Source organism: Desulfosporosinus meridiei DSM 13257, from assembly GCF_000231385.2.
Taxonomy (GTDB): Bacteria; Bacillota; Desulfitobacteriia; order Desulfitobacteriales; family Desulfitobacteriaceae; genus Desulfosporosinus; species Desulfosporosinus meridiei.
In genome coordinates this window covers 2,160,288-2,173,020 of record NC_018515.1, presented here as the reverse complement: position 1 = coordinate 2,173,020, position 12,733 = coordinate 2,160,288, and the positions used below count along the sequence as shown (strand labels likewise).

The 12,733-nt window shown below is 41.2% G+C and carries 13 protein-coding genes and 1 pseudogene; 1 reads left to right on the top strand and 13 read right to left on the bottom strand.

Annotated elements, in window-relative coordinates; genetic code table 11:
* Positions 1–124: 124 nt before the first annotated feature.
* The 8 genes from DESMER_RS09990 to DESMER_RS09955 all read right to left on the bottom strand — a co-directional run bounded on the left by DESMER_RS09990 (position 125) and on the right by DESMER_RS09955 (position 8,978).
* Complete coding sequence (locus DESMER_RS09990) at positions 125–1,156, bottom strand: threonine aldolase family protein (protein ID WP_014902923.1); 1,032 nt, start codon at positions 1,154–1,156, stop codon at positions 125–127.
* A 42-nt stretch (positions 1,157–1,198) separates the two neighbouring features.
* The gene (rlmN, locus tag DESMER_RS09985) at positions 1,199–2,263 is read right to left on the bottom strand and encodes a dual-specificity RNA methyltransferase RlmN (RefSeq protein WP_014902922.1); all 1,065 of its coding nucleotides are present in this window, start codon (positions 2,261–2,263) and stop codon (positions 1,199–1,201) included.
* A 156-nt stretch (positions 2,264–2,419) separates the two neighbouring features.
* The gene (locus DESMER_RS09980) at positions 2,420–2,938 is read right to left on the bottom strand and encodes a Uma2 family endonuclease (protein ID WP_202949405.1); all 519 of its coding nucleotides are present in this window, start codon (positions 2,936–2,938) and stop codon (positions 2,420–2,422) included.
* A 325-nt stretch (positions 2,939–3,263) separates the two neighbouring features.
* Positions 3,264–5,000: a pyruvate kinase gene (pyk, locus tag DESMER_RS09975; protein ID WP_014902920.1), complete on the bottom strand. Its 1,737-nt coding sequence runs from the start codon at positions 4,998–5,000 to the stop codon at positions 3,264–3,266.
* Positions 5,001–5,015: 15 nt separating this feature from the next.
* Positions 5,016–6,026, bottom strand: coding sequence for a type I glyceraldehyde-3-phosphate dehydrogenase (gene gap / locus DESMER_RS09970; RefSeq protein ID WP_014902919.1), 1,011 nt, complete (start codon positions 6,024–6,026; stop codon positions 5,016–5,018).
* Between the two features lie 291 nt (positions 6,027–6,317).
* Positions 6,318–6,590 (bottom strand): hypothetical protein, encoded by a 273-nt coding sequence (locus DESMER_RS09965; RefSeq protein ID WP_014902918.1) that lies wholly within the window; start codon positions 6,588–6,590, stop codon positions 6,318–6,320.
* Positions 6,591–6,629: 39 nt separating this feature from the next.
* Complete coding sequence (gene nspC / locus DESMER_RS09960) at positions 6,630–7,769, bottom strand: carboxynorspermidine decarboxylase (RefSeq protein ID WP_014902917.1); 1,140 nt, start codon at positions 7,767–7,769, stop codon at positions 6,630–6,632.
* Between the two features lie 9 nt (positions 7,770–7,778).
* Entirely contained in the window at positions 7,779–8,978 is a 1,200-nt protein-coding gene (locus DESMER_RS09955; protein WP_014902916.1) for a saccharopine dehydrogenase family protein, read from the bottom strand.
* A 213-nt stretch (positions 8,979–9,191) separates the two neighbouring features.
* Here DESMER_RS09955 and DESMER_RS09950 point away from each other — a divergent pair, with 213 nt between their 5' ends.
* Positions 9,192–9,725: a LysM peptidoglycan-binding domain-containing protein gene (locus DESMER_RS09950; RefSeq protein ID WP_014902915.1), complete on the top strand. Its 534-nt coding sequence runs from the start codon at positions 9,192–9,194 to the stop codon at positions 9,723–9,725.
* A 63-nt stretch (positions 9,726–9,788) separates the two neighbouring features.
* Here DESMER_RS09950 and DESMER_RS09945 read toward each other — a convergent pair.
* From DESMER_RS09945 to DESMER_RS09925, 5 genes and pseudogenes are all read right to left on the bottom strand, one after another.
* Positions 9,789–9,971, bottom strand: a pseudogene (locus DESMER_RS09945) (DUF3102 domain-containing protein); the annotation flags it as partial.
* Positions 9,972–10,411: 440 nt separating this feature from the next.
* Positions 10,412–10,762 carry a hypothetical protein gene (locus DESMER_RS09940; protein WP_014902913.1) on the bottom strand — a complete coding sequence of 117 codons (351 nt, stop codon included), beginning with the start codon at positions 10,760–10,762 and terminating at the stop codon, positions 10,412–10,414.
* Between the two features lie 125 nt (positions 10,763–10,887).
* Positions 10,888–11,595: an RHS repeat-associated core domain-containing protein gene (locus tag DESMER_RS22575; protein WP_014902912.1), complete on the bottom strand. Its 708-nt coding sequence runs from the start codon at positions 11,593–11,595 to the stop codon at positions 10,888–10,890.
* Positions 11,596–11,879: 284 nt separating this feature from the next.
* A complete protein-coding gene (locus DESMER_RS23770) occupies positions 11,880–12,041 on the bottom strand; it encodes a hypothetical protein (protein ID WP_158405964.1) in 162 nt (53 codons plus the stop codon).
* Between the two features lie 419 nt (positions 12,042–12,460).
* A complete protein-coding gene (locus DESMER_RS09925) occupies positions 12,461–12,721 on the bottom strand; it encodes a hypothetical protein (RefSeq protein WP_014902911.1) in 261 nt (86 codons plus the stop codon).
* Between the last annotated feature and the right edge of the window lie 12 nt (positions 12,722–12,733).

Below are 12,733 nucleotides of genomic sequence, written 5' to 3'. Positions count from 1 at the left end.
CTATTAACAAAAAAACAATATACATTTAGATAAATTTCTAAATGTATATTGTTGATGATGTGGTATATTTTCCCTTTTTTCCAAATCAGCAAATTACTTCCTGCCCATTATTTCTCTAACTTTGTTAGTTTCTGGCGGCCTTTCTAATCTCTTCTCTCAAAGCGCTTACAACTTCCTCACTTGTTGCCCAGGAAGTTACAAGCCGAATAGCCGAGTGATCTTCATCGATTTTTGCCCAAACATAAAAAGCATACTCTTCTTGAAGCTTAGCAATCAGCCAATTAGGCAGTATGGGAAAGATCTGATTAGATGGAGAATGGGTGAAAAATCGATATCCGGCTGCACCAATTTCCGTCTTGATCAGCTTGGCCATTGCATTGGCATGTCTGGCTAGTTCAAAATAGAGATCATCTCGGAAAAGCTCCAGGAACTGCAGGCCCAGCACTCGGCCTTTAGCCAAGAGCCCTCCCTTTTGCTTAATATGAAACCGAAAATCGTCTTTCAGGGAATCCTTGCAGATCACTAAGGCCTCTCCTAAGAGGGCTCCATTTTTAGTACCTCCAATATAAAAGGCATCAACCAGAGTTCCCAGGTCACTAAGTTCGAGGTCATTTTCTTCAGAACATAGAGCAGAACCTAAGCGTGCTCCATCCAGGTATAATATCAAACCATGGCTCCGGCAATACCGGCTCAATTCTTCGAGTTCACCCTTGGAATAAATCGAGCCGATTTCTGTGGGATTTGAGATGTAAACTAACCTCGGCTTGACCATATGTTCATCCGTGTGGGCATCCAGAACAGCTTGGATATGATTCGGGGCCAGCTTTCCATCCCTAACTTCGCAAGAGAGTACTTTATGCCCTGTCGCTTCGATAGCCCCGGTCTCATGAATAAGAATATGCCCGGTACTAGCTGCAATGGCCGCCTCGTGAGGCCTTAGAAATGCTGAAATCACCGTAAGATTAGTTTGGGTTCCTCCTGAAAGAAGATGAACATCTACATCCCTGTGCTTGAGCTTTTTTTTGATCAGCTCGATTGCTTCTCTTGTATACTCATCCTCACCATACCCTTTCATCTGCTGAAGATTAGTCTGGATTAAGGCCTCTAAGATCCTGGGGTGTGCCCCTTCACTATAATCATCTTTAAAACTGTACATTCTGTGACTCTCCTTATCTCTAGTTGAACCAGTTAACTAATCTCATCCCTGGTTTGCTTTAACTTGCTTGCTCCTTAATTGTCCGCAGGCGGCTTCGATATCTCTGCCATGCTCCAGACGGATACTGCAATTAATTCCATGCTTTTTAAGAACATCATAAAAAGCGAGCATGGTTTCATGGTCACTTCTCTGATATTGTGGATGTTCATCCACCGGGTTATAGGGAATTAAATTGATATTGATAAGCTGTTGGATATTTTTTATTAAACTTGCCAGCTGAAGAGCATGTTCACGCTGATCGTTCAGATCCTTGAGCAGAATATATTCTAAGGTTACCCGCCGTTTGGTTTTTGCAAGATAGTATTCAACAGCTGGGATTATCTTTTCCAGGGGGTAAACCCGGTTGATTTTCATAATCTGCTCACGGAGTTCGTTGGTTGGGGCATGTAAGGAGATGGCCAGATTTACCTTTAAATCACTGTCCGCAAACTCATAAATCTTGTCCGCCAAACCGCTGGTAGATATTGTGATACCCCTGCCGGGGATGGCAAGTCCTTTGTGGTCTATTATGATGCGTAAAGCGTCCATAACATTTATATAATTATCAAAAGGCTCGCCGATTCCCATGACGACTACGTGACTCACTTTCTCACCCTGGTGAGCATTATCCATGTATTCTTGAACTTTCATGATTTGCTCCACGATTTCACTGCCGGACAAGTCACGATGTTTGGTCAATAAACCGCTGGCACAAAAACTGCAGCCAATATTACACCCAACCTGAGTTGTTACACAAACGGATGAACCAAATTTATGTCTCATTAAGACTGTTTCAATCAGGTTCTCATCCGGTAATTTGAACAAGAATTTAATCGTTCCATCCACGGATTCTTGGCTTGTATGTTCTCTTAAAGATTGCAGTGTAAAGTGATCTGTTAATAATTCCAGACACTCAGGATTGAGATCCGTCATTTCCGAAAAAGTTGCAACGCGCTTTCTATAAAGCCAGTCCCAGACTCTCAAAGCTCGGGACTTTTTTTGCCCATGATCTTGCAGCCACTCAATCAATTGTTCCAGGGTTAATCCATAGATGGATTCTTTTTTCATGCTAACCTCGCTATTATTCGTCAGATTTGCGAATATTAATTTTTGCCTAACGGCTTTTTGCTAAAGCTCTATAACAATGCCAGAGCCCTTAACTTATGGTTAAGTCTCTGGCGGATTATCAAATTTAACTCCTAAACTAGGCTTATTTAACTATAACTAGTTAAATATTTCTCCCAAGTTTATTTCCATATCCGGGAACAAAGCTACTCTTACATTCTCTTCTTTTCCGTAGATTTGAGGTTCGGCGAAGAGGTTCTCGGAAAAACTGTATACTTCCATTATCTGATTGAAGGGATCAACTATCCAGTATTCATGGACTCCTGAGAGTCTATAGCGCTTTAACTTTATCCTTTTATCCTTTAAAGCTGTGGACGGACTCAAGACCTCCACTACTAAATCAGGTACACCTACGCAACCTTTTTTGTGTATCTTTGTTCGATCACATATCACGGTTATGTCCGGTTCAACATAAATATCGTTTTCTTCATCTAACCAGACTCCAAAGGGGGCAGGAAAAGCTTTACACTGTTTACCTTTAAAATAGTTATAAAACTCCCCGAATAAACTCCCCACAATCGCTTGGTGTTGGGAGGATGGGGGTGGCGTCATATCATAAATCACACCATCGATTTTTTCCCAGCGTTCAAATTCAGACTCCATTGGTCGTTTTCCCACCTAAAGTTCCCCCCCTTATCTTACCTTAATAATGAGGAAGGATAGACTCTAGGTTAATTATACCATAACTAGGGAATCACTATCTACCTGTGGTAGTATTCCTGAAGACAGCCTCCAAATCAAGCTATTCAACTTTCGCCGCCTAAGATTTAATATAATAAAATAGTGATAGATCTTTCCGCCAAGGTAAAATAGAAGGATGGCAGAGCCATCCTTCTATTCATTAGTTAACCATATTCCATATTTCTTCAGGCTTAATCACGGAATAATGCTCGTGACTGACTGGCCTTCACTGCTGTTTGGAGATTCTGGATCCTATAAATCCTTATAAAATGCTGACAGAACCCTCATACATCAAGCCCGTCATGGCATCAACGGTTAAAGTCTGACCATCTGAAACCTTAGAAAAAGCCTCAACAGCACCGACAATCGTCGGAATACCGAACTGTACTGCTACTATAGCGGCATGTGACGTCAGACCACCTTCCTCAACGACTAACGCTCCTGCGCGAGCAATTAAAGGAACAAATTCTGCATCCGTAGATTGGGCAATTAGAATTTCTCCGTCATTAAAAGTGTCCTTACCCGGTACTTGAACTCTGCGGGCGGTACCGGAATAGGATTTGCGTCCAATCCCCATTCCTTTGGCAATGATATTCCCCATTATTTGGACTTTGATCATATTGGTAGAACCTACCTTGCCGATGGGAACACCTGCTGTAATGACGACTATATCTCCGGACTTGATATAGTTTTTATTTAAGGAAGTATTCACGGCAACCGAAACCATTTCATCCGTTCCCGAACTCTGAGGCACAACGATTGACTCTACCCCCCATTTCAGGGCTAACTTCCTGGCTGTTTCAGGAAATGGAGTAGCTGCCACAATCAAGGCCAGGGGACGGTACTTGGAAATCATACAAGCGGTCAAACCCGAATGGGTGGGTGTCAGAACTGCCGCTGCTTGCAGATCTTTAGCAATGGTAAAGCTGGCAAAACTAATGGCCTCGGCAACATTGACTTGAGGATGTTGAGCTGCCTTATTGTCCAAGCAAGTTAGTTCTGTGCGCTGAGATATTCTATCCATCATTCGGACGGCTTCAATAGGGAATAGCCCTGCTGCTGTTTCCCCGGACAGCATAATGGCATCCGTACCATCTAAGATAGCATTGGCTACATCACTAGCTTCCGCCCGTGTTGGTCGCGGTTGACGTATCATAGAATCTAACATCTGAGTTGCTACGATAACGGGTTTCCCCAACAAATTACACTTGCGGATCATTTCCTTCTGCCGAATCGGAACTTCTTCTACGGGTATCTCTACCCCCAGATCCCCTCGGGCTACCATGAGACCATCAGCGACTTCAAGAATAGAATCTAAGTTATCGATCCCTTCCCGGCTTTCGATTTTGGCTATGATATGTACATCCGCATTCATCTCCTCACAAATCCTGCGCACGTCCAAAATATTTAAGGCCTTCCGAGTAAAAGAAGCAGCGATAAAATCAATTCCTTGAGAAATTCCGAAGCGAATATCCTCAATGTCTCTTTCCGTCACAGCCGGCAAATCAATCAGGGCACTGGGAATATTAACCCCTTTTTGAGATTTTAAAACACCACCATTAAGAATCGTGGTGGTAATTATTTCCTTCTCAGCGGCTGTAACTTCCAGTTCGATTTGTCCATCGTCTATAAGAATACGGCTGCCTGGTTTTACTTTACGCCATAAATCCTGGTAAGTAATTCCCACCCGTTCCTGATTACCAACTCTGTTCAAATCCGTGTCTAGAATAAAGGTTAACCCATTGGCCAGAACCACACCAGCTTCAGGAACTTTACCTGTCCGTATTTCAGGCCCTTTGGTATCCAGCAGAATACCTAAGTGTTTTCCCGCCTTCGCCGCTTCCTCTTTCAAAGTTGCGATTCTGCGACCATGTTCTTCATGGGTTCCATGGGAAAAATTAAGACGAGCAACATCCATTCCCGCTGCCAGCAGAGCTTGAACCTTTTCCCCTGACTCACTTGCCGGACCAATAGTACAGACAATTTTAGTCCTTCTCATGGTACCTCCCCCAACTTACAATCCTTTTGTAACCATTAGTTTAACCATATCAACAATGCGGCAGGAATAGCCCCATTCGTTATCATACCAAGCCAACACTTTGACCATGTTATCACCCATCATCATGGTAGATAAGCCATCGACGATAGAGCTGGCCGGATGGCCGTTGAAGTCATGTGAAACAAGGGGTAATTCTGAGTATTCCAGATAGCCGCTCATGGGGCCATTGGCAGCCTCACGTAAGGCATTATTAACTTCTTCTTTAGTTGCAGGTTTTGACAAGTTGGCCACAAAATCAATTAAAGAAACATTCGGGGTTGGCACTCTAACAGATAGTCCGTTCATTTTCCCGGTTAACTCCGGTATAACAAGGGTTACTGCTTTAGCAGCTCCTGTAGTTGTCGGAATCATTGATTGATAGGCGGCTCTCGATCTGCGCCAATCCTTGTGCTTTACATCGACGGTTCGTTGATCGTTAGTAACTGAATGGATTGTAGTCATCATCCCCTGCTCAATTCCAAATGAATCAAGCAATACCTTGGCAACGGGGGCCAGACAGTTAGTGGTACAAGAACCATTGGAAATCACATGGTGTTTCAAGGGATCATATTTATCATCATTAACTCCCATGACAATGGTGATATCTTCATCTTTGGCTGGAGAGGAGATGAGCACCTTTTTCGCTCCTGCTGTAATATGTTGGGCAGCGTCATCACGTTTCTTAAATTTACCGGTACATTCCACGACTATGTCTATCCCCAGTTCGGCCCAGGGTAAGTTTAAAGGATTTCTGTCTGAAACAATTTCAATTCGCTTGCCATCAATAACCAATGCTCGTCCATCAACTTCCACTTTATTCGGAAGGGTTCCGTGAACGGAATCGTACTTGAGCAAATGGGCCAGCATATCCGGACTGCCCATATCATTAATTGCCACCACTTCAAAGGGCAGTGATTGATTCAGGGCTGAACGCAGTGTAAGACGACCTATTCGACCAAAACCTGTAATTGCTACGCGGAAACTCATGGTTAACCTCCTCTTAATCATACCGTATAATAGAACAATATATTTATATACAACATTCTATAATTCTGTGTAAAGGGACAAATTCCTTCTATCCAACAAAATTTAAAAAATTCAGACAACGGTCAAGCTTAGCCTGAATTTCTACTTTGCTATGCTAAATACAAATTGATACCTTTGACTAAAGTTGAGCATAAAGACTTCGGTGCGGAAGTTAAACCCCACCGAAGTAAACTTAAGCATACCCACTTGAAGCAACAGGAAATTCATCGATTGATGCAGATAAGTATCGACTCACCCGAATCTAGCTTTATTTCCTTGCAGAGGATATATTTTTGTTAAATTAGTTCGTTGTATGTGGCTTCTGAAGGAATTTCTGGACTTCGTTAGGATCTCAATCCATTCTTCCGCGGAAAATAAGACAGCTATGGAGGTTAGCCCCTCCACAATCATAGAATATCGCTCGGGATAATCCTTTTCAATAACATCCAAAATTCCTTCCGGAAAATCCCGAACATACTTCTTCTTGTTATTTCCACTTCTTTGATAATCAGCTAAGTCCTTCATACAATACCTCACCAGCGGTTGATAATCTGCAACCTTTCCTTAGGAAAGACGATTCTTAAAGTCTTCATAGCCAAATTGCTTAACGACTTTAATTCCTTCTTCTTCATTATATAATACAATCGAAGGCAGATTAACCCCATTGAACATATTATTCTTCACCATAGTATAGTGTGCCATGTCACAAAAAACAAGCCTATCCCCAGATTTTAATGGCTGTTTGAATGAATAATCACCAATGATATCACCAGCTAGGCAAGTATGTCCACCAAGTCTATAAGTATAAGAATACTCCTCTGGCTTTCCGGCATCAATAATCTTAGGTCTGTAGGGCATTTCCAACACATCGGGCATATGACAAGCGGCAGAGGTATCTAAAATGGCGATTTTCATTCCGTTGTCTACGATGTCCAGAACTTTGGCGACCAAAAATCCGGTGTTTAAGGCAACGGCTTCACCAGGTTCCAAGTAAACTTCTACGCCATATTTCTCCTGAAAGTACTTTATTGAGCGGATTAAGGTTTCAATATCATAATCAGACCTGGTAATATGATGACCTCCACCGAAATTCAACCACTTCATTTTTTTGATATACTCTCCAAATTTCTGGTCAACCACCCGAATGGTTCGCTCCAGGGTATCGGAATTCTGCTCACACATGGTATGAAAATGAAGTCCCTCAATGCCCTCTAATTCGTCAGGCCGGAAATTAGCTAAGGTCACACCCAGTCTGGAATTTTGATAACAAGGATCGTAGATCGGGGTCTCTATTTCCGAGTATTCCGGATTGATACGTATTCCACAGCTTATAAGTTTAGTGGGTTGGTTTTTTACTTTAGCCTTAAATCTATTCCATTGATCGAAAGAATTAAAGGAAATGTGATCACAATAACTCATGATTTCCTCGAATTCTTCTTCTATATAAGCCGGGGCATAAATATGAACTTCTTTCCCCATTTCTTCATAGCCCAGTCTGGCTTCAAATAACGAGCTAGAAGTTACACCCGTCAGATATTTACTAGCCAGAGGAAACAAGGAATACATGGAAAAACCTTTTTGAGCCAGCAGAATCTTGCAGCCGGTTCGTTCTTGCACAGAATTTAAGATTTCCAGATTCCTTAAGAATAGTCTTTCATCGACTATATAGCAGGGTGTGGGCAGGGCCTTGATGTCGATGTCCATTAATTCACCTCAATCTAGCAAGGTTGGCGAGAAATCTTCCTGCCAGGGCAGACCACATTTATTTAAAGCTTCCATGAAGGGATCCGGATCAAATTCTTCTACATTAAAGACGCCGGGTTTTTTCCAAATTCCTTTGAGCATCAGCATTGCCCCGATCATGGCCGGAACCCCGGTTGTGTAGGAGATGGCTTGAGAACCAACCTCAGCATAACACTCCTGATGATCACAGACGTTATAAACATAGTAAGTTCTGGGCTTACCGTCTTTAGTTCCTTGAATAATGCAACCGATATTCGTCTTCCCTTTAGTTCTGGGGCCCAGGGAAGCCGGATCAGGCAGCACTGCTTTTAAAAACTGCAAGGGAATAATTTGTTGCCCCTCAAAATTTATTGGTTCAATGGAGGTCATACCCACATTCTCCAGAACCCGCAGATGATTGATGTAATTGTCCGAGAATGTCATCCAGAATCTAATCTTTTTGATTCCCTTGATATTGATGGCCAGGGATTCAAGTTCTTCATGATATAACAGGTAAATGTTCTTGGGGCCTATCTGGGGCAGATCATATTCTTTTTTCACTGCCAGAGGTTCAGTCTCAATCCAGGACCCATTTTCATAGTATCTGCCGTTGGCCGTGATTTCTCGGATATTAATCTCAGGGTTAAAATTGGTGGCAAAAGGATAACCGTGATCCCCAGCATTGGCATCGACGATATCAATGGTATGGATCTCGTCAAAATAGTGCTTTTGAGCGTAGGCACAGAAGATCCCGGTAACTCCAGGGTCAAAACCACTGCCCAGCAAAGCTGTAATTCCAGCTTGGGCAAATTTCTCCCGATAGGCCCACTGCCATTTATACTCGAATTTCGGAATATCGGGGGGTTCATAATTCGCAGTATCTAAGTAATCCACTCCGGTAGCCAAACAGGCATCCATTATCGTCAAATCTTGATATGGGAGCGCCAGATTTATCACAATATCAGGCTTAAAGCTTTTAATTAACTCAATAACCGCCTCGGTATTATCAGCATCGAGCTGAGCGGTATGTATAATCGTTTGGCTTCCTTCCAATTTGTTTTTGATGGCGTCGCACTTTTCTTTTGTTCTGCTGGCAATACAAATCTCTTCAAAAACATCTGGATTTTGGCAGCATTTATGAATAGCAACACTGGCTACTCCTCCAGCGCCGATAATTAACGCTTTTCCCATATTCAGTACCCTCCAATCACTTTTACAACAATGCAAATTATACATAATACACTATAAATAATCAATTAAATCCCATAATGCCGCAATATTTTTCTTTCCCTAGAAATTGCCGTACCAATCAGTGATCTTTTAAATCACCAATGAAAAATTCAGAACTAATACACACCCTAAAGCCTTCAAGAATACATAAGTATAAAACATTGGGAGGCTTATATGAATTATATTGTTCAAGCGGGTGATACCCTATTTGCAATTGCTCAAACCTATAATACTTCTGTTGAGGCCATTCTCGCCATCAACCCTCAAATCACTAATCCAGATTTAATTTATCCAGGACAGATTATTATCATCCCAACCAGCAACATAAAATGCCCGCTCTTACGCCGTGGAGATCGTGGTTCGGCAGTTAGCAGATTACAAAAACTTCTTATGTTTGCCCGATTTAACCCTGGTCCAATAGACAGTATCTTTGGTCAAAGAACTGAAGCAGCTCTCATTGCCTTCCAAGGAAGCCAAAGAGAGCTTGAAAGAACAGGTATCGCTGATGAGGAAACTTGGGTTGCCTTAGGTGCTGAATGCGAGCCCAGGCCGGAGGTTACTACATATATAGTTAGACCCGGTGATTCCTTGTATATTATTGCTACCCGATTTGATGTAACTATTGAGAGTATATTAGCCATTAATCCTCAAATAACAAACCCCAATGTTTTATCTATTGGTCAGGTTATAGATATTCCTCCGGGTTAAATCTCCGGTAACTTCCCATCCGGATGTACAGGGTTAACAGGTATCATTGGCATACGCATACAGGACCGCTTGCCTAAGTTCCTGATTAGTCATTCCCTCGATATCCATATCGAGGATGAATTGCGCCCGTTCTTCCTTTGAGATACCTAAAAAAAGCACTGCCTGGCTGTAGTTCAAATTCGGATCCGGATCCAAATTTGAGGAGGTAGGTTGTCCGTCTCCGTACTCTTTGAAGATACGCATCAGTTACTGTATCAGTCATGATATCCACACTCCTTGGTGCTAATTTCACTCATAGGATATGTGGCCAGGCTTAAGAGTGTGACAACCTCAGTTGTCAGGCTTTTTAATCTAGAGAAGTACCCCGCTGTTGGTCGAGATAGCAGGGTACTTCCCTTTTCAGAATCTTTTAATGCCCCCATGCCTGACGCAGGCTGTCAATCATTCTCATAATTTATTAGGACAAGAGTGAACAAGCTCAGCTTGTCAATACTGCTGAAGAGAGGGATAAACCATGGCTGTGACAGAGATAACTTTGGATTCGATACTGATAACAAAAATAGTCTTGAGTTAATTTTATTAGTTTTTCACCATAAGGTTTGGATACCGAAAATCAAAATTATTTACGGATTATGGTGAAAGTTTCAGTTTGTTCATGCACTTACAGTAGTTGGGTTTCAGTTGAATTATAACAGTTTTTGAGAGTAGGAACGAACTAAACTAGAGGGAGTAAAAAAAACCATGTAGGAATTGCCTAATTCCTCTTTGACTTTCTCGCATAGTATAGCCCCCATGACATTGTGTGCATCTTCAAGTTCCTTGGCATTAGAAACTAATTCATCAGTATCTAATTTTAGCCATTTCCCGAATTCTAATGCCCACTCGGATAATTCCCTTTTCAACTTATTAGATAATGCCAGTCTAGATAAATCTAAGTTGGATTGACAATTGTTACACCATATCGAATCCGCACAAAAATCCGCTTCAACTTTAAGAAATCTAGTTTGTTCCTTACATTTACATCCTGTTTCATACATTTTAAATAAAACCTCCAATGATAATTAATAGAAGTTAAATTCTTTAAGATTACATATACTCACAATACTATGCTAGTCGAAAGAACAGAATCCCTTATAGAGGGGGCTATCTGTGCAAGAGTCTATCAATATGGAAGCCATCGCCACCATTTTATTGGTCCATCGTACACTGTAATCATCTGCCTTCCCCTAAGAACAACAACAATTCCTTTATGCCACAAAACATCTGAACCTTCTGTAATATCGTAAAACCTTTGACCAAATCTCAATGTATTAATAACCTGAATTGGAGCAATTCCAATCTTAATCATTTTTTCACCAATATGCCAAGCTGCATTAAAACTTAAACTGTATCTCACAAGATATCGTCCAAGTAACGATAAGGCGAATCTTATTAGGACTGGATTCTTACCATCTACATCAACAAAATTTACAGGGTCATCGAATCCGTATTGATATAAATTCTGGCTTATAGGATTATCAAACGAACCAAAATTGTTATCTCTCGAAACAAACCTCGCCGTTTCCGTATCATAATATCGAGTCTGCAAATAGTAAAGCTTAGTTTCAGTATCATAGACGTAACTTGCATATCTCAGAGGTTGTCCTGCAACAGCGGCATTCTCGGATACTGACAGCACCTTACCCCAAGGATCATAACTGTAGCTTGCAACGGAATTACCGTTTCCATCCATAATACGGATGACATCGCCGCGGAAGTTAGTGACGTAATAGAATGTCGTTCCGCTGGCATTAGTCATGCTCACCGGTTTTCCGTCAGCCCAGGTGAAGGTCCAAACTGTCCCCCCACTGCCATTGGTTATCCTGACCAAGTTCGTCTCATCATAATGGTAGTTATTCGTCGTGCTTCCTACAGTCTTAGCTTTGCGCAAACCATTCGGATGATACGTGTAACTGGCCAGTACTGTATCGCTGAGATTCTTAACAGTCGTGAGCTATTTAGCATCTTTTAGACAGAAGAAATGCTCCCCTTTCATGTAGTAGGTTTTATTATTTAACCTGACTACTTTTAGAGGAGCATACCATATAGAGTGGTCTAATTAATTGGGTATTCATTTAGATTTCAGTTCATTTTACATAATGAACATTTCTTATCTTAAGGATGATCTCTTGTTTCCGCATATTTATGAACTAACCTTGTAGCTCTATAGTTAGCTCTTCTTTCATTAAATAGCTCATCTTTTACCCATTGCTCATAATGAACCACCTCATGAGCAAATGTGTGCAAAATTGCTGCTAAAGCATCATCTCTTCCCAATTCCTCTTTAAGTTTATAGAAATCACCTGTTGCTAAACGAATATACGGTTCTACTAATTTATCGTATGGTGCAAAGAACGTCCCATATACTAGTTCTCCATATATATTCTTTACCGGTTAGTCTTTCTAACGTAGACCACTACTCTTGGGAAGTGAACTTGTTGCCGCAAAAAGCATGCTAAATTCAGGATAGCAGTTCTAACTTCTTCGTTAATACCTAAGCATCGTATTCTTAAGCCTGATCTCATTTGTTTCATTTCAATCTCCTTACTTAGGTTCATATTTTCTATGTCCCTTTCCGGGAGTATGCTTTTTCATGGGCTTATTAGGTTTTTATTCGACTTAGAGAGATATCCTACTATATATAAATCAAGGATTAGTTTGAGGTTGCTACAGAACCATTTTTTGCTTTAAAACATTTATTCTTTCTGATAAAAAGATTTACCTGAAATCTTGATAAGCCCTATTTTCGATCCAATCTCATCAAATTGACTAACCTCGACAACGTCTGTATTAACTGGAAATTTGTTTTTTATCTCCAGTTCAAGCCACTTTGCAAGATCAAAAAAGTTTTTAGATCCAATAATTAAACTCTGATAATAAGGGTTATTAGGGGCATCTGTGTGGATTAAGACTTCCCACAACTGAATTCCTATCTGTTCCGCATTATCTATATCCATTTTTTACACCTC